The sequence below is a fragment of the Streptomyces sp. NPDC059679 genome (assembly GCF_042734105.1).
Taxonomy (GTDB): domain Bacteria; phylum Actinomycetota; class Actinomycetes; order Streptomycetales; family Streptomycetaceae; genus Streptomyces.
Map to the genome: position 1 here is coordinate 125,330 of NZ_JBHWES010000007.1, position 17,936 is coordinate 143,265.

At 66.2% G+C, this 17,936-nt stretch carries 15 protein-coding genes and 1 pseudogene; 13 read left to right on the forward strand and 3 right to left on the reverse strand.

Features of this window, described 5'->3' with window-relative positions; translation table 11 throughout:
• The first annotated feature begins 162 nt into the window (after nt 1-162).
• From ACFV2X_RS11195 to ACFV2X_RS11250, 12 genes are all read left to right on the forward strand, one after another.
• Nucleotides 163-2,502 (forward strand): CRISPR-associated endonuclease Cas3'', encoded by a 2,340-nt coding sequence (locus tag ACFV2X_RS11195; RefSeq protein ID WP_385614281.1) that lies wholly within the window; start codon nt 163-165, stop codon nt 2,500-2,502.
• A gap of 2,376 nt (nt 2,503-4,878) precedes the next feature.
• Nucleotides 4,879-6,216 (forward strand): hypothetical protein, encoded by a 1,338-nt coding sequence (locus ACFV2X_RS11200; RefSeq protein WP_385614283.1) that lies wholly within the window; start codon nt 4,879-4,881, stop codon nt 6,214-6,216.
• Between the two features lie 2 nt (nt 6,217-6,218).
• Complete coding sequence (locus ACFV2X_RS11205; RefSeq protein WP_385614285.1) at nt 6,219-7,121, forward strand: ParB/Srx family N-terminal domain-containing protein; 903 nt, start codon at nt 6,219-6,221, stop codon at nt 7,119-7,121.
• 26 nt (nt 7,122-7,147) lie between these two features.
• Complete coding sequence (locus tag ACFV2X_RS11210) at nt 7,148-7,681, forward strand: hypothetical protein (protein ID WP_385614288.1); 534 nt, start codon at nt 7,148-7,150, stop codon at nt 7,679-7,681.
• Nucleotides 7,678-9,171, forward strand: a complete 1,494-nt coding sequence (locus tag ACFV2X_RS11215; protein WP_385614291.1) for a terminase large subunit domain-containing protein — start codon at nt 7,678-7,680, stop codon at nt 9,169-9,171. Before ACFV2X_RS11210 ends, ACFV2X_RS11215 begins: the two co-directional genes overlap by 4 nt.
• A gap of 147 nt (nt 9,172-9,318) precedes the next feature.
• Nucleotides 9,319-9,600, forward strand: a complete 282-nt coding sequence (locus ACFV2X_RS11220) for a hypothetical protein (protein WP_385614294.1) — start codon at nt 9,319-9,321, stop codon at nt 9,598-9,600.
• Nucleotides 9,601-9,806: 206 nt separating this feature from the next.
• A complete protein-coding gene (locus tag ACFV2X_RS11225) occupies nt 9,807-11,501 on the forward strand; it encodes a hypothetical protein (RefSeq protein WP_385614297.1) in 1,695 nt (564 codons plus the stop codon).
• A gap of 92 nt (nt 11,502-11,593) precedes the next feature.
• A complete protein-coding gene (locus ACFV2X_RS11230) occupies nt 11,594-12,280 on the forward strand; it encodes a hypothetical protein (protein ID WP_385614299.1) in 687 nt (228 codons plus the stop codon).
• Between the two features lie 119 nt (nt 12,281-12,399).
• Complete coding sequence (locus tag ACFV2X_RS11235) at nt 12,400-12,816, forward strand: head decoration protein (protein WP_385614302.1); 417 nt, start codon at nt 12,400-12,402, stop codon at nt 12,814-12,816.
• A 15-nt stretch (nt 12,817-12,831) separates the two neighbouring features.
• On the forward strand, nt 12,832-13,881 hold the full coding sequence (locus ACFV2X_RS11240; RefSeq protein ID WP_385614305.1) for a major capsid protein: 1,050 nt from the start codon (nt 12,832-12,834) through the stop codon (nt 13,879-13,881).
• Entirely contained in the window at nt 13,881-14,174 is a 294-nt protein-coding gene (locus ACFV2X_RS11245; RefSeq protein WP_385614308.1) for a hypothetical protein, read from the forward strand. Before ACFV2X_RS11240 ends, ACFV2X_RS11245 begins: the two co-directional genes overlap by 1 nt.
• Nucleotides 14,175-14,240: 66 nt before the next feature.
• Nucleotides 14,241-14,582 (forward strand): hypothetical protein, encoded by a 342-nt coding sequence (locus ACFV2X_RS11250; RefSeq protein WP_385614310.1) that lies wholly within the window; start codon nt 14,241-14,243, stop codon nt 14,580-14,582.
• Between the two features lie 103 nt (nt 14,583-14,685).
• Here ACFV2X_RS11250 and ACFV2X_RS11255 read toward each other — a convergent pair.
• A pseudogene (locus tag ACFV2X_RS11255) lies at nt 14,686-14,999 on the reverse strand (transposase family protein); the annotation flags it as partial.
• Nucleotides 15,000-15,165: 166 nt separating this feature from the next.
• Here ACFV2X_RS11255 and ACFV2X_RS11260 point away from each other — a divergent pair.
• Complete coding sequence (locus ACFV2X_RS11260) at nt 15,166-15,822, forward strand: hypothetical protein (RefSeq protein ID WP_385614313.1); 657 nt, start codon at nt 15,166-15,168, stop codon at nt 15,820-15,822.
• A gap of 28 nt (nt 15,823-15,850) precedes the next feature.
• Here the strand turns inward: ACFV2X_RS11260 and ACFV2X_RS11265 are convergent, their stop codons facing one another.
• The gene (locus tag ACFV2X_RS11265) at nt 15,851-16,315 is read right to left on the reverse strand and encodes an SAM-dependent methyltransferase (protein ID WP_385614316.1); all 465 of its coding nucleotides are present in this window, start codon (nt 16,313-16,315) and stop codon (nt 15,851-15,853) included.
• A gap of 34 nt (nt 16,316-16,349) precedes the next feature.
• Nucleotides 16,350-17,735 (reverse strand): Tat pathway signal protein, encoded by a 1,386-nt coding sequence (locus ACFV2X_RS11270; protein WP_385614319.1) that lies wholly within the window; start codon nt 17,733-17,735, stop codon nt 16,350-16,352.
• Nucleotides 17,736-17,936 lie beyond the last annotated feature (201 nt).

Below are 17,936 nucleotides of genomic sequence, written 5' to 3' on the forward strand. Positions count from 1 at the left end.
ATCGCGCCGGCGTTTGACCGATTGCGATCCCGGTCGCTCGACGGGTGTTGGGGGATCGAGGGCAGGGCGGTTGCTGCGATCCATGGCCTTGCGCTGCGCGGACTGGTAGTTAAATGTGTTGGTCTGTCAGAGTCTGGGAGTGTAGTCGACTGGATGTCAAATATGGTTGAAGATAAGAAAGATGATCCGGTATGTAGGTCAACGTCATCCCTGGAGGGCAGGCTCGTAGCCCACTCACCGGGCCATCAGGGCGTCTGGCACTGGTACGAAGACCATGCCCGAGGTACCGGAGAGCTGGCCCGCCGTTTCGCCGAGCCATGGGGAGGCGGCGAGCTCGCCTACCGGCTGGGCCGGGACCACGACATTGGCAAGGGCTCGTGCGCCTGGCAGGAGGGGCTGGTCGAAGAAGCCACGACCGGTCGCAAAGTCCGCCGCCCCTCGCACAAGGACGCCGGAGCCTTCCTGTTCGCCCAGGCTGCCCGTCAACATCCGGTGCTGACGCCGTGCGCCGGCGTCATCGAGGGACACCACACCGGCCTGTCCGCTTGGTCGGAACTTGGTGTCCGACTGAAGGGTCTGATGCGGGACTCCAGCGAGGTGGACGAGGCGATTAGCCGGGTCGCCGAGGTCATGCCAGAGATCCTGGACGGAACCTGCCCAGCCGCCCCGAACTGGCTCAACCCGCGCGACAAGACCAGCGTGGAGATGCTGGTCCGCATGACTTACTCGGCCGTCGTCGACGCAGACCGGCTCGACACCGTCGCACACTTCAGGCCTGGCGCGCACCTCCGGCAGAACGTGGACATGACGGAGTTGTGGGAACGGTACGAGAACGGCCGCCAGGAGGCCATTGCTGAGCGCCAACGCCGGAAGGAGCCCTCCTGGCTGGACAAGCTCCGCGAGGACGTCTACCAGGAAGCGATCGAAACCGCCGCCGGTGAGCCGGGCGTGTACCGGCTGCACCTGCCGACCGGCGCGGGGAAGACGTTCGCCGGCGGGGGCTTCGCTCTCCGCCACGCCGCGCTGCATGGGCTGCGGCGTGTCGTTGTGGCGGTCCCGTTTATTTCGATCACAGAGCAGAACGCGGCTGTCTACCGGGGCCTTCTGGACCCAGAGCGCGGGCCACGGGCGGTGCTGGAACACCACTCGGCCGTGAACTTTGAGACTGCCGACCGGCGGGCGTCGCGATCCTTGGACGCATCAGGGAACGTCCGCCAAGATCAAAACCGCACCCGTCTTAACAGGTGGGCGAAACTGGCTGCGGAGAACTGGGACGCCCCGTTCATCGTCACCACCACGGTCCGCCTGATAGAGAGCCTATTTGGGAACAGCCCGTCGGCCACCCGCCGACTGCACCGGCTTGCGAACTCCGTCATCGTCCTGGACGAGGTCCAGGCCCTCCCTGACACACTGCTGACGCCGATCCTGTCGGGGCTGCGCGAGCTTGTGGAACACTACGGAGTAACCCTTGTGCTGTCCTCGGCCACACAACCGGAACTCGCCGCGCTCAACCCCTGGCAGTCTGGTCTGCCGCAGCGGAACATCGTTGCGAACCCAGCACCGCTCTTCAATCGGCTCCGCCGGGTCCGGTACGAATGGCGCACCGCACCAGATGTGACTCTCGGAGACATCGCCGCAGAGGCCGCTGAGCACGACCAGGCTCTGATGGTGGTCAACGGGACGAAGGATGCCAGCCGCGTGCACAAAATGTGGCTCGGCGACCGCGAGGAGAATCCAGGCGTCCTGCACCTGTCGACCCGCATGACCGGCGGCCACCGAAGAGAGACCATCCAAACGGCAAAGCAACGCCTTGAGGCCAGCATGGACACTCTGCTGGTCTCGACGTCGTTGATCGAGGCCGGCGTCGACCTCGACTTCCCGCGCGGATACCGCGCCAGATCGCTGCCGGAGTCCGAACAGCAGGCTGCCGGACGCATCAACCGAGAGGGACACCGCCCGACCGAGGACAGCGTTATGGTCATCTTCGAACCGAGGGACGGTCTCCAGCCTCAAATGATCTACAACCGGTGCGGCATCGCCGCGGCGTCCCGCCGCTTCGGCGAGGAGCTTGCAGACCCTGATGATCTGGACACATTGTGCTCCTACTACCAGCACCGCTACCGACTCCAGGCCGGACGCTCCTCCACAGATCCCAACGGTGCCACCGGAGAAGCCATCGAGGCGCTGCGAGGGAAATTGGACTACCCGGAAGTCGCCCGCAAAATGCGGATGATCGACAACGAGCACTCCGTGGCCGTCGTAATCATCCGCCCCCAGCTCCACCAGAGCGACCGGCAGGCGGCCCAAGACGCTATCGACCAACTCCGCCGCGGCGTTCCGACCCCCGAAACCTATAGAACGCTCCAAGACCACATGGCATCCATTCCACAACGAGAACTGGAGATGGCGATCAGTGCTGGTCACGCAGTCGAAATCGCTGGCGACCTACACGAGTGGACGGGCCCCTATCACCCGCAACGAGGCATTGAGCCCCCCATGTAGCGCACACCGGCAACAGCAGGGGGCCATTGTTCGGCATGCGCGCAAGATGCCTGATGAGGAGTTGCAATCCACGCCCGTCCCTGGGCAACCGTCACTTGAACATCATTCACTCGTTGCGTGTGAGCTGCGGCGGCCGAGGATTTCAACCCGCCTGGTACCCCGTGTAGTACTGGGCCGCTACCGTGACGACTATCCTTTGGGCGGCCGAGGATCGCAACGAGCGCGCCGACATCCTCCGGCCCACCGCCGCACTCGTGGCGGTCGCTCTCTGAGGCGACCGAGGATCGCAACTTCCAGTAGATGACCACCGCGCAGAAGCAGGCGACGTGGCGGTCGCTCTCTTGGGCGACCGAGGATCGCAACTCGGAGATGACCTGCTCGATCAGCTCGCGGTCGAGCGGTGACGGTCGCTCTCTTGGGCCACTGAGGATCGCAACGACGGTCTCTTTGGCGCGCTTGACGAGGCGGGAGAGGGTGGCGGTCGCTGTCTTGGGCGACCGAGGATCGCAACTGCTCCTGTTCCGGGCAGGGAGCGGCGGGCTTGCCTGTGGCGGTCGCCCTTCGGGACGACCGAGGATCGCAACTTGAGCCCCTTGGGTTCGGTGAGCGCCGACGGGGTGGTGGCGGTCGCCCTTCGGGACGACCGAGGATCGCAACCTCCAGTACATCGCGAGGGTCGGACGCACCCTGATGGTGGCGGTCGCTCTTTGGGCCAGCCGAGGATCGCAACGAGGACGTGATGATCCCGTACTGGGACTGGGTGGGGGTGGCTCTCTGGGGCGGCCGAGGATCACAACAGGTATTCGAGGGCGCGCTGCAGCAACGGGCGGTGCGTGGCGGTTGCTCTCTGGGGCGGCCGAGGATCGCAACTGGGACGAAGTGCAGGACGTGAACCCGGTCATGGAGTGGCGGTCGCCCTTCGGGACAGCCGAGGATCGCAACCGTGCGTCGATCCGGTCCTCCCTGGTCCGGGAGCGGTGGCGGTCGCTCTCTTGGGCGACCGAGGATCGCAACAAGTACGACGTCGAGCGGGGCGACGCCGGTGACGCGTGGCGGTCGCTCTCTTGGGCGACCGAGGATCGCAACGACACAGCGCACAGCACCACCTGCGGTCCCATCACGCGTGGCGGTCGCTCTCTTGGGCGAGGATCGCAACCCCGTGACCCCGAAGGTCCTGGCGGAGGGTCCGATGTGGCGGTCGCTCTCTGGGGCGACCGAGGATCGCAACACCACGATCATGGCTGCGAACCACAACAGTTATAAGGTGGCGGTCGTTCTCTGGGGCGGCCGAGGATCGCAACGACGTCGCGGCCCTCCTGGTGGATGACGACGCGGCGGTGGCGGTCGCTCTCTGGGGCGACCGAGGATCGCAACCCCAGCTACACCCTGATCAAGGGGTTGGCCGACGCGGTGGCGGTCGCTCTCTGGGGCGACCGAGGATCGCAACATCCGTGACCGTCTCGAAGACCAGCGGGACGAGCAGGTGGCGGTCGCTCTCTGAGGCGACCGAGGATCGCAACGACATCGGCGACGCGGTCATGGCCCAGGGCTGGTAGTGGCGGTCGCTCTCTGGGGCGACCGAGGATCGCAACTTCAATGAATGCTCTGAACTGGCTGGATACCCCCACGTGGTCGCCGTCCTCTGGGGGCCGAGGATCGCAACGTCACCCCAGATAGGGCAAGATCAGGGACTACAAAGTGTGGGGGTCGTCCTTTGGGGCGGCCGAGGAACGCAACCCGTACGACGTCCGCACCGTCGTCGCTGGTGTGCACATGGCGATCGCTCTCTCGAGCGGCCGAGGATCGCAACGCTCTGTTGCGTGTGACCTTGCGCGACGATCTGCAGTGGCGGTCGCTCTTTGGGGCGGCCGAGGATCGCAACGCCTTGCCCTTGTCCTTCACGGCGGAGGCGGCGATGGTGGCGGTCGCTCTCTGGGGCGACCGAGGATCGCAACCTCATCGACACGGACTACCGCAGCGACGCCTGCACCGTGGCGGTCGCGTTCTGGGGCGACCGAGGACCGCAACGTAGGCCGGCGGGTGCTTCTCGCCCGGGTACCAGGTGGCGGTCGCCCTCAGGGGTGACCGAGCATCGCAACGTGTCAACCGGGAGCGAACAGATGAGGCGGCCCAGGCTGGCAGTCACCCTATGGGCGGCCGTGGATCGCTGCTCCAAGTAGTACCAGTAATCCCGCGCAGACTTGATAGAACGTCGTGATTATTGTCAGCTACGAGGCCGCCAGGGCAGGGCGACGCGCTCATGAGGCGGGCGAGCCGCCGTAAGTAGATTACATTGTTGAAAAACGCTTTTGTTCAAACCCCGGTACCGCTGGCTGGGTGCCGACCTCAGTTGTGATCGTGTCTCAGGAGGCGACGATGTTTCAGGGCACCATTCCGGGCCCCATGCGCGCCATCGTGCGTGAGACCGCCGGAGGCTGGCCGCGCGGGCCGGTCTACATACCGTGCTGCGGGAACTTCACCATCGAACGGTCGTTGGCCGGCATGGGCTTCGCCCTTCACTCCTCGGACGTGTCGATCTACACGACGGCCATTGGCCGGTGGCTCACCAGGCACCCGGTCGGCATCCAGCTGGGGGAGGGAAGCGCAGAACATCTCGGCTGGCTAGCTGACTCCATGGACGACGGCGTGGGCACGGTCGCTACACTCATGCTCGGCACGCGGTTCCTCGCCAGCGTCGGTCGGGAAGGACTGTGGCACGAGCGTGTGGTGCGCTCCTACCGAGAACAGTGGCAGGTCAAGCACGCGGAGACTGTGCAGCGGCTGTCCGGCACCGATGTTGAGCTGGCCTCCTACCAGGTAGAAGATGTGCGCTCCTGGCTCCAGAGGGTGCCTCGCGACGCCCCAGTGTGCAGTTTCCCACCCTTCTACGGCGGTGGCTACGAGAAGCTGTACGAGCCGCTGAACGAGCACTTCGTCTGGGACGCGCCCGAGTACGAGCCGCTGTCGGACGCTGACGTGGTCGACGTCCTCGGCGCGATCACCGACCGGCCCTACTGGCTGACCGCCTCCAATCACGATGTGCCCGACCTGCGGCGCTACCTGCGCGGTGTCATCAAGGCCACACCGCGCTCCGCTCCCTTCTACGTTTATGCGAGCGCGGCTCCCACGCGGATCGTCTCGCCCCGCCAGCAGATCGAGCCGGTCAAAGCTCCCCGGCTGCGGCGCGGCGAGGAATTGGATGGGCCGCTGTCGCTGGCACTGCTGAAGCCGGGACAGTTCAATGCGCTGCGCTCCCGGTACCTCAACCCGCGCATCGCACCCGGCGCGGCGAACCTCGCGGTCGCGGTGAAGGACGGCATTGGGCGGGTTTTGGGTGTCTTTGCGATGGCGCCGAGCAGTTATACGCCGGATGAGGCGTACCTGCTGTCGGACTTCGCGGTAGCGCCGACGGACTATCCGCGGTTGTCGAAGCTGATCGTGCTGGCTGCAACGTCCAGCGAGGCGCGGCTGTTGTGCCAGCGGGCCTTCTCACGGCGCATCCGGGCGGTGTCTACCACGGCATTCAGCAACAACCCGGTGTCCATGAAGTACCGCGGGCTGCTCCGGCTGACGAAGCGCGGCCCGTCGAACGAGGACGGCTGGCAATTCCAGCTCCAGTACCAGGGGTCCATGGGCGAGCACACACTTTCCGACGCCCTGGAGAAGTGGGCGAAGCGGTGGGGCGCCCGAGAGACGACGAAGACGGGAGTCTGACCATGGAGGACACGAAGCAGCTTGCCCCGCCCCAGATGGTGCAGGGCGACCCACGAGTGTTGACCCTGCTGGACCTGAACGCCAGGTTCCTGCCGCACGAGCAGTTCCAGCAACTGGTCACCAACATCAAGCGGGACGGGTGTCTGACCTCGACGCCCCTGGTATGGAACGACGCTGCGAACGGGCGGCTGATCGTGCTCTCGGGAAACCACCGGACTCTCGCCGCGATCGAGGCCGGCCTGACGTCGATCTGGTGGATGCAGATAGACGAGCCGCTTCCCCGGCAGCGGCAGATTGCGCTCCAGCTCTCGCACAACGCCATCGCAGGGCAGGACGATCCGGCGATCCTCAAGGAGCTGTATGAGGAGCTGGAGTCGGTGGAGTGGCGCCAATACACGGGCCTGGACGACAAGGTCCTGGACCTCCTGGAGAAGGTCGACGTCTCCAGCCTCGGTGAGGCGAATCTCGACTTCGCCAGCGTGCAGCTGATGTTCCTGCCCGACGAGCTGGAGCGCGCGGAGGCGGCCTTCGATGCTGCCCGGGCCACGGGCTCGGCGGACCAACGGTGGCTGGCAGGGCTGGAACAGTATGAACCGGTGTTGGGTGCGCTGGAGACCTCCCGGGCCGCGTACAAGATCGGCAACAGCGCAACGGCCCTGGGCGTGATTCTCGCGGTGTTCGAACGGCACCTGGGCGAACTGGCCGACGGGTGGTTCGACACCGCCTCCGACACGCCGAACCGCAAGGGCACGGCGCCGCTGGAGACGGTGTTCGGCGTACGGGAGATCCCGGTGGAGACGGCGGTCGCCGTGCGAGCGGCGATCGACCGGCTGGTGCAGGGCGGCGCCGTGCCGGAGAACGAGCCGTGGCGGGTGCTGGACGTGTTCGCTGCTCAGGACCACTAGAGCGGCCAGTGGCCAGGAGGTGACCGGTGGCTGAGGGCACCGTGGAGCCCTGGGAGCGGCAGGCGGCAGAGTCGGTCCAGGCGTTCGAGGCGTTCTCCGTGTACCGCGATCTCGGCCCGGTACGAAGTGTCACGAAGGCGGCACAGGAGTTGCATAAATCGCGCACGCTACTGGGGCGGTGGTCGCGCCAGTACGCGTGGGTGATGCGGGCCACGGCCTACGACCGTGAACTGGACCGTGTGTTCCTTGCCGAACAGCATCAGGCCCGCCGCGACATCGCCCGTCGGCACGCCAAGCTGGCGCAGGCGTTCCTGGGCAAGGCTGTGGCGCGACTCCAGGCCCTCGACCCCCGCGAGCTGTCCCCCTCCGACCTGCTGCGCTACTTCCAGGTCGCGGCCGAGATCGAGCGGAGAGCGGTTGGTGAGGCCCCGGTGGCGGCTGACGCGGCGATGGAGGGGCAAGGGGCCGATGCAGCTGCCCTGACGGATGAGGAGCGTCGAGCTCGGATGAATCAGCTGCGGCGTGAGCTGGAGCGGCGGCTGACGGAGGAGGGGCAGTGAGCCGGGGCCGGGCGAAACGGCGGCTAATCGAGAACTTCGCCGACCCGAGGATGATGACCCTTGAACAGCTGAAGGCCGAGGTGGCTGAGCTGGTACGTGCCGATGAGCTGTCGGCGCGACGCTGGGCGTGCGGAGTACCGGAATGCGATGGATTGCCGCACGAAGGGTGGCTGCATCACCACGCACGTGCGGCGCAGCGGCAGCCGTTGTGGCTGTGGACGGTGTGGATGCTGCTCACCGGGCGCGGGTGGGGTAAGTCGCGCACGGCGGCCGAGATGGTGCGGGAGTGGGCCAAGGCACCGGGGTTGCAGATCGCGGTGGTGGCGAAGAACGCCACGCTGGTGCGTGACATCTGTTTCGAATCCCCGAAGTCCGGTCTGCTGTCGGTGATCCCGGCGGATGAGGTGGCGAAGTACAACTCCTCGCTAGGCGAGACCTCGCTCCGGCTGAAGAACGGCACCTTGTTTCGTGGGTTCGGTGCGGAGACGCCGGACAATCTGCGCGGTTGGGCCTTCGACAAGGCGTGGTGCGACGAGTATGCGGCCTGGTCGCGGCACACCGCCCAGGAGGTCTACGACATGCTGTGGTTCTGTCTGCGTGAGGCGGATACCCCGCAGGTCGTGATCTCTACGACGCCGAAGCCGCTGCCGCACGTGAAGCGGCTTGTGGAGCGGGGACGGGCACAGGAGAAGGAGCACAGGGAGGGCGGCGAGCCGCCGCGGGTGGTGCTCACGCGCGGGCACATGCGTGAGAACGACGCGAACCTGAGCCCTGCGGCGCGGGCGGAGCTGGAAGAGGAGTACGCCGGCACCCGACTGGGGCGGCAGGAGCTCTCGGGCGAGCTACTTGAGGACGTCGAGGGTGCGTTGTGGCAGGGCTGGATGCTGGAGGTCGAAGGGTTCCGGTCGAGGTCGGAGCACCTGCCGGACATGCAGCGCCTGGTCGTGGCGGTGGACCCGGCGACCAAGAGCCATGAGAAGGCGGACATGACGGCCTTCACCGTCGCCGGGCGCGGGTATCCGGTGGAGACGTTGTTCGGGGATGACCGGCCTCGTGGCTACCTGCTGCACTGCGAACAGGGCCGACACACGCCGACACAGGCCATGCAGCGTGCGGCGAAGCTGTACCACGAGTACCGGGCGGACTGCGTAGTCATCGAGGCGAACAACGGCGGTGACTACCTGCCCGCGCTGCTGGAGCAGGTGGACCCGACGGTGAACTGGCGCATCGTTCATGCTACGCGCGGGAAGCGGGCGCGTGCGGCTCCAGTAGCGCAGTTGTACGAACAGGCCCGTGTGCACCACGTCGGCTCGGCGCGGCTGTTCGCGGAGCTGGAGGAGCAGATGACCACGTTCGTTGGCCAGGGGGAGACGGAGGATTCGCCGGACTTGTTGGATTCGGCGGTGTGGGCGCTATGGGATCTGTTTCTTGATGCGACGATGCCGCCTCCGCGCGGTGGGGATGATCAGCGGTTGAGTGGGCGGCGGTAATTAGGGCGCGGGTTTCGGGTGGCGAAATTCCTTGAATTAATTCGGGGTGAATATTGAATTCCAGGACTGAATTCCCTAGGATTAAAATAGAAAGAAATTGAAAAGAATTTCAATTCAATAGGGGGTCTCGTGGAATTCGAGAATGCTATGGCGCTCATCAACATCCTGGCCGGCTACATCAGGCAGAGTGAGCTGGAGGCCGAGCGGGAGGGACGGGGTGCTCGTTCTGCCAACCCGGATGTGCGGGTGGTCGGAACGTTCACCGAGGGCTCTGCGCCTGTAGCCCTGAAGGGCACGGACGGGGTCATCTGGCTCACGACCTACGACATTGACGGTCGGCTGCCTCGGATCGTGGAGGAAGACCTCGGGGTGTCTGGCGAGGAACTCGTGGAGCTGTCCATGGCCGAAGAGCGTTTCTGGCGGGGATGAGCTAAGGGCTGGGCCCGGCGGTCTTGTGGCCGCCGGGGCCAGCCCTTTGTCGTGTGCGATTCCCTAGTGGCGACTGGGCGACGCAGGGCGGTGCCTGTTCGCGCCGATAGGCTTGCCAGCGGCGTGGGGCTGACTGCCGGGAGGGCACTGTGGGCCTGCGTCAATTCGTCATCGATGCCTGGTCATGGCTGAACTACAAACCAGTCATGGCCGATGCTGGCCGCCCAGCGAGCGGGTCGTTTCCCGAACTGGCAGCCTCGTGGCTGCCCCCACATGAGATGCGGCGGCTCGCGTCATACAAGGTCTTGGCGAGCTACGACAACAACCAGGCTGGGCAGCTCGCGGCGGCCTCTGGTGACGAGGCGGCGTTGGAGCGGCGCGAGCTCGGCGACGCGGCGAATCTGGTGGACACGGCACTCGGCTACCTGCTCGGTTCGGATCAGCGGATCGCCGTGACGGGCGCTGAGCACGCCGACGACGAGGTGCCGGAGCCGGGCGCAGCAGAGGCCGCGGGTCTCCAGGAGCGGCTACGGACGTGGGGCGAGAAGGAGCTGCTCACGCTGCGGATACAACAGGCGGAGCGCGCGGCCGTACTGCTGGGCGACAGCGTGTATGTGTTGGCGTGGAACCCGGAGAAGCAGCGGCCGACGCTGAGGGTGTACGACCCCGGGCTCTACTTCCCTCAGTGGGACGACGACCAGGACCAGGACTTCCCAAGCAGGGTGCATCTGGCGTGGGAGTTGCCGGAGGACAAGGACGCGGGGCTGAAGGCCAGGGTGCGGCGGGTGACCTACGAGCTGGGGCCGATCTCTGAGAACGACGAGAGCGTTGTACGCGAGTACCCATGGGAGCCAGGTCGGCTATCGAACATCACGTGCTACCTGACGGATGCCGAGTGGCTGCTGGAGGACCTGAAGCGTGGGGAATCCCTGGACCGGTTGCCAATGCACAAGGCCGCGTTCCGGGTACGGCCGGACGGCACTGAGCTGGAGCGGGTGGATTTGTTGATCGATTTCGTGCCGGTCATCCACATCACAAACACCATCCCGGACGGTGGGGAGCATTGGGGACGGTCTGTGGTTGCTCGCGTGCTCCAGGGCCTGGACGAGCTGGCTGCGACCGACTCGGACAGCTCGGCCGCGTCCGCGACGACGGGCACCCCGATTATCGGGCTCGCCGGGGCACGGCTGCCGGTCGACCGGGCGACGGGCAGGCCGGAGAAGTTGAAGGTGGAGGCTGGCGCGGTGTGGCAACTCGGTGAGTCCGGGCGTATGGACGCGCTGGACACGTCGTCTCAGTTGGCGGAGCTGCGGGCCAGGGTGGAGCACCTGTTGGACCGGATCGCGTCCAACTCGCGTATCACGGCGGCAGGATTGGGCACGTTGGACGCTTCGGAGGTGCCCTCGGGGTACGCGTTCAAGCTGGCACTTGCGCCGTTGGATGCGCTGGTGGGGGCTATGCGGCTGGCCAGGGAGCACAAGTACAGGCTGTTGCTCAAGTTCGTGCAGCGGCTGTACCAGGCCGGTCGCGCCCAGGGGTGGACGGCTGGAGAGTCATTTCCTGCACGGCTGGCCTGGGCGCCGCATACGCCGACGGACCGGGCCGCGGTGCTAGATGAGGTCGTCAAGGCGTACGGCGCAGGGGTGTTGTCGCTGGAGACGGCGGTGCAGATGCTCTTGGACGCGGGCTATCCGATCGACGACGCTTCCCAGGAGGTGGCGCGTATCCGAGCGAGGACCGAGCAGGAGGCGGCTGCCCGGCTCGCGGAGGCGGCGGCGCGGCGCGGCGAGCTGGACTCGCAGGAGCACGAGGGCAAGGGCGCGCCCACCGCCGAGGTAGGGGACGCGGCCGATGGGGAGAAGGCGCCTGTGCCCGTGCCTCTTTCGAGCGGGAGCAGGTGAGCGATCGGGGTTGGTGGTGTCCATCGGTGGCGATATCGGCGCCGGTGGCTACACTGATTCGCAGCGTGGGGGCGCGCACCAGGAGGAGTTGTATGGCTGGGCCTCTGCCGACTCGCCGCCCTGTCGGCTACCGCCGCGATGGGCGGCCGATCTACCCGATTCTCGGTGCCTCGTCGGAAGACGAGGCGAACGAGCGACTCGACAATGTGGACGACGTCGACCAGACAGCCCAGGTGACGGTGACCCAGGATCGCCTCGGGAAGTTGTTGACTCGGGAGAAGCAGCAGGGCGAGCGGGCCGCGATCAAGCGTCTGCTGGCGTCTCTCGGGTTTGAAACGGCGAGGGACCTCACCCAGTTTGTGACAGCGCAGCGCGAGGCCGAACAGGCCGCCCTGTCGGAAGTCGAGCGACGGGAGCAGACCGCAGCAGAGCGAGAGTTGCAGGCCGCTCGGCGCGAAGAAGCCGCTGCCGAACGGGAGCGCACGGCGATACGACGCGCGGCGCTGGTGGCGCTCGGCGCCAAGGGTAATGACCTTGCAGACGCCGAGCGGCTGCTGGCAACGGACGACGAGGCCGACGAGGCCCAGGTCACGGCGGCGGCGGAGGCGCTGCGAGCCCGACGTCCCGAGCTGTTCGGTGACGTACGTACGCCGGCGCCGCCGGCGCCGGACGGTGCCCCAGCTGGTCGAGGGCCGTCGCGCACGGTGCCAGCACGTCGGCCGGGTTCGGCCGGGCTGGAGATGGCCCAGCGGCGGGGCCACCTCGTGGCTTCCGAATAGCAGAGGACCGGCCTGCTAACCAGCAGGTACTGGGGACCACGCCCCATGACTCCCGTGGACGGCACTGCCCCCATGGGCGGTGTGCGGACAGCAACCCGCATTCGTCCATAGGAGAAGGCATGACCATTCAGCCCGTAACGACTTCGGAAACCCTGATCGCCAGCCGTGACTGGCTGGCGGCTCTGCACGGGACCGACTCGACCGACAGCATCACTCTCGACCTGAACCTGTTCACCGAGGGCGTGCACTACCAGTGTGGTGATGGGTGCGAGCCTTATGGCCGGGTGCTCTCCGGTGTGCCGGTCGGGAAGGTCACCGAGAGCAAGCTGTACGGGCCGTACGACCCGGATGCGGTGTGCGGCCGGCAGGTTCTCCGCGGCTTCGTGTTCGCCGAGGTCCCGTTCGCACCGGGGCAGACACGGATTCCGGCCGCACTGCTGTGGCACGGGTCGGTGCGCTCGGCGAAGGTTCCGGGCGGCATCGACGTGTCTCAGGTCGCCTGGCACCCGCGCGGTGCGCAGATCCGCTTCGTGTAAGCGAGGCCGTGCACTGTGACGATCCAGGACCTGTTGAAGGACGTCTCGGTGGCGGACCTCACGACGTTCGCGCGTGCGGTGCCCTCGCCGAAGGACTTCCTGCTTACGCAGACGATCTTCCCGACACGGGAACTGCCGGAGGTCAAGTGGCGGGTTAGGGACTCCGGCCGGTACGTGAACGTCGCGAAGTACCGCAGCTTCGACGCCAGCGTTCCGTTCGCGACCCGCGAAGCGTGGCAGACCTCCCGCGAGGGCGCGCTGCCCGCGCTCGGGCAGAAACTCGTGGTGGGCGAGCAGGAGCAGATTCTGCTCGAAGCCTCTCGCGGCTCGGATCAGGACCGGCTGATCGAGCTGCTGTATGACGACGTCGAACGGCACGTAGAGGCGATCCGCTCCCGGCTGGAACTGGCGGCCGGCGACGTGCTGGCGGACGGCCGCTTCTCGCTGGTGCAGGAGAACGGCTTGACGCTGGAGGTTGACTGGAACGTCCCGGACGAGAACATGCCGGTCGCCGCCCGACCGTGGTCCGACCCCGCGTCCGATCCGATCGCCGACGAGCTGCGGTGGATTCAGCACCTGGACGACATCGGCGCTCCGGAGCCGGAGCTGGTTGTCACCAGCCGGAAGGCGTTCAGCTACCTGGCGGCGAACAACGCCTATCGGGCCGCGTACTACGGGTCGGTGAACCCGTCGACGACGCCGACGGCCACGCTGACCCCGCAGCAGATCAACGTGGTTCGGGGCAACTACAACCTGCCGCCGATCCAGTTCTACAAGGCACAGGTCAGGGTCGACGGCAAGCCGCGCAAGGTGCTGTCCGAGGACCTGTGGATTCTGGTTCCGCCGGAGCGCGAGAAGTGGGCGCAGACCATGCTCGGTGTGACGGCCGAGGCGCTGGTTCTTTCGCGCGGCACCAACCCGGAGATCATCAGGGAGGACGCGCCGGGCTTGATCATCACCCGTGGTGTACAGGATGACCCGGTTCAGATCTGGACCAAGGGCGCCGCGGTCGGCATGCCGGTCATGCACACCCCGGACGCGCACATCGTCGCGAAGGTGCTGTGATGCCGGTGCGCCGCCTGATCGCCGCCGTGTACGTGAAGGACCCGTCCACGCGGGAGGACCTGGTCCTGCTGCCAGGCGAGAGACCGGCCCCGGAGATCGCCGCGCTGGTGACGAACCCGGATGCCTGGGATACGCCGCTAGGAGAAGTGGAGGAGGCAGAGCTGCGGTCGGTCGCTGTTGGCGCGCCGGACCCAACTGCGGGGGTAGCCGAGGCGGCCGACGAGAAGGGCGAGGCAGCCGGAGGCGGAGCGAAGAAGGCACCGTCGCGGCGGCCGCGCTCGTCCGCTTCGTAATACGCACGCCCGCACGGCCCGGAGCCAGTCCCCCGTTCTGGCTCCGGGCCGTGCCTCATATGAGGGATGGTGAACCTGGTGGACGAATTCCAGCGGTCCTGGCTGCTCGCCCAGCTCGGCCCGGAGGCCGACCCGGCGGACCTGGAGCGCCGGTTCTTCCGGCTGCGGTCGGTACGCGCGGTCGCGCTCGAGGTACTGGGCGAGCGGCGTGCGAAACTGCTCGCCGATCCGCTGAAAGTCACCGTTGATGGCGTAGTGACCATGGACCTTCAGGAGAACCTACGCGGCATCGAACGGCAGATCGCAGCTGTACAGCAGGCGCCGGCTCCCGATGAGCCGGAAGACGAGGACGGCAAGGGCCATGTGTTGATGACCGCATGCATGGTGCCGACACATCGCTACAGGTAGCAGCGGCGGCCAGTTGGGGACAATACTTGCTCGCCTCGCCTTCTAAAGCGTGCTGCAGAATGTCGTGGTCAGGCAGCCAGAGCGGGGCTGTGAGGGTGTCTGGTCATGTGGCGAGGGCGAGGTTGTGCATACGAGTGACGGCCTGGACGGCGTGATGGAGGCCGTCGCCGCGCTGTGGCAGTCGCGCAGGATCTTGTAGTGCTTCATCCGGTCGAAAACATGTTCCATGCGGGCGCGGACCTTGCGGTGTTCAGCGTTGTCTTCTTCCTCGCCCTTCAACAGCGGCCGTCCCGGCCGTTTGCGGTGCGGCACGATCAGGCTGGTGTTGATGTAAGCGCCGTCGCCGGGCACGGTCACCCCATCACAGTGCGCGGCCAGGCCCGAGCCCCGCCATGCCTTCGCATCCGCGGTCGTGCCGCTATGGCGTACCAGTGGCCGCCGCTGGTTCCTGGGGACCCTGACGAGATCGCGCGCCGCGTCGCAGCCGTACTCGAGGAAGCCTGGCAGCGCCTCGCCAGCAAGCAGGGTGAGGTGATCGCCAAGTTCGTGGACAACCCACAGGACGCCGTACACCTTGGCGACCTTGGAGGAGTGCAAGCAGGCGATCCGTGAGTTTCGAAAACGTGTGGATCAGGAAGCCCGGCAGTTCGTACAGCGGCAGCTCCCTCACCTGTACGAGGAGGGTGGACGCGCGGCCGCTGAGGCACTGGGAGTGACCTTCACCTGGACCACGTTCCACCGCGACGCGCTCCAGTTGCTTGCAGCAGATTCCTACGCCGACTTCCTGCGCCGCTCTGAAGACGCCGAGCGGATGGCCAACCAGTTTTACCGGGCGGCGCGGGAAGCCGCGCGTCGAGAAGTGCCGCTACTCGCGGCGGGCAACATGACCGCGAAGCAGGCTGCGGAGAACCTTGCAGATCGACTCGCAGCCAAGCACAAGCTGACCCACGTCATCTACCGCAACGGGACGCGAGTCCCAGTCCGTGCTTGGGCCGAGGCTGCCACGCTCGCGAAGTCGGCCGTCGCCTACAACGCTGGCACCCTCAACCGGTCCCGCCAGGCTGGTGTTTCGATGGTCGAAGTCTTCGACGGTTCCGACTGCGGCTGGACCTCACACCAGGATCCCGATAAGGCGGCTGGATCATTGCGCAGTGTGGAGGAGGCGGCGGAGCGGCCTATTGGCCACCCGCGATGTCGGCGTAGTTTCGGACCTCGTCCAGGTGTGGAGGGTGCTTACTGAGGTGAGCGATGAACGTCGGCTCTGGGAGTCAGTCTGCCCAGTAGTTGGACAGCATCTCCCCGGGCCATGCCGGTTGGCGAACGTCGCCACGCGGCCCCATTTCTTTGAAGTACGGGGCCAGGTCGTAGATCGGGCTTCCGTCGACCGCGTCCAAGTCCGTGACGTGGAGGTCAAGACCATCGACCTTCAACAGCCGCGGGAAAGATTGGGCGAGTTGGTTCGGGCGGCGGTGGTTACGGTGTGCGAACGTGCCGGTCGCTGGCCACCGAGGGTCGTTCCGGGGGCTCCGTGCATGCAGGGCCACGTCACCTGCTGAGGCCAGGTGGAAATGCCAGACCACGAGGAGGTGTGAGAACTCCTCCAGGCCTTGGACAACCTCGACGGGGAAGTCCTGGTTCAGACGGATGATCGCAGTGCCGCTCCAGAGGTCGTCGGCCGGCTCTGTGCGTCCGCCGACTATTGCGCCGATGGGCTTGATCTCCAGCGACTTCATGCGCTCCTCCTTGATCCTTCGGCCACGACGATGCTCAATCTACTCGGGCCAAGTATGAGGCGGCTCGAGCTTCGAGTTCCGCGACGACGGGGATTCCACGATGCCGGTATGGCGAGAGTAGTTTGCGGACGTCATGGACCGCCTGCCTGGCCCGCCCGGAGTAGATGCCCTCCTCCATGGCTTCGAGGAGCCTGCTCCAGGTGGCGCAAGCCTCTTCGACGCTTCCGTTGGCGATCTGAGTAGCCCCCAAATACCCGAGCGTGACCGCGTGCGTGCGGCGGAAGGTGGCCCCTCTGGTGCGGATGCTCTGGCGGAACTGGCGGATGGCCCCCTTGCGGTCGCCGGAGTCGCGCAAGGTGCAGGCGGTCTCGTGAGCCAGCGCCGCGCCCGAGAAGAAGAACGTGCGGTGCGGTTCGTGGATGCCTTCCCGAGCTGAGGCAAGGTCGTCCTCGGCTCTCAACAGCGCCCGTGCTGCCGCCCGATGCTGGCCGTTTGCGGCGAGACCGCGAGCGTGTACGACACCGAGCAGGGCGCGCTCCCTTGGGGTAGCCGCAGCATACCGCTGGCCTTCAATGGAGGCTGAGGACAGCTCTAGGGATTCTTTGAAGAATCCGAGGTCAAGAGCTTGATGAGCCATGGCACGCAGGATGTGGCCGACCAAGGGAGGACTGTCCGCCCGCGCTGCTAGCTTGGTTGCCAGGACGAAGTACCGCTGCGCAACGGCGTGCTCCGCGTTGTCGAACGCCATCCAGGCGGACAGGTAGGCCAGCTCGCCGGCTGCCGAGAACATGTCGCGTCTGACCTGATCGCTGGGGAACCTGCCCCGGAGGAAGTCAGTCACATCAGAGTGCAGGTACTGCACGACTGCCTTGCGCCCGTGGCCGCCACCGCGCTGCTGGTCCATGCGGGAGAAGGCCACCGTCAGCTCCTCGACCATGGTCACGTCCCCGCGCCCCACCTGCTGTTGCCGGGGTGATGTCCGTTGCGAGGCCTGGGTCATCGCCTGCCACCATCGCTCTCCGGGCAGTGCGAGAGGAGCCACCGAATACACAGCGCCACCTATGAGCTTTCGGCGGTCCGCGTCCAAGTCCATTCTCCCCAGGTTGGTCAGGGCGATGAGAGGGTCAATGTCCCAATCCAGCGTTTCCTGCAATGGTGAATGGGGGTTATCGAACCCGAGCTCTTCTGGTGTGATGGCACGCTTCAATCGCCGCGACAGTGCCTGGCACAAGATAGCGGGCGCTGCGCCGGACGGTTCCGTCCCGCCCACCCACATGCTGACGTGTGATCGCCCGATGCTCGCGTAGTCGAGGAGCTTGCCTTCCTGGGCCACCCTGTTGAACGCGCTCGCGGCCTGCGCCCGTGACCAGCCAGCCTCTTCTAATAACTCGGCGAGTCGTTCGTTCCTTCTGCGTGCCATGACGGAACTCCTGCGCTCAAACGATCTTTGACCACTTTGGCCAACGTGGGCCGTTCTGGCTCTGACCTCACCTGGTGAAGGTCACGGTAGTCGCAGTACACGTACCCAGAGGCAGATGGCGGAGGCTCACCCCCTTCTGCGTGGCGACTGCAAACGATCTTTGACCACTTTGACCACTCGGCAGTCCTTGACCACGTTCAC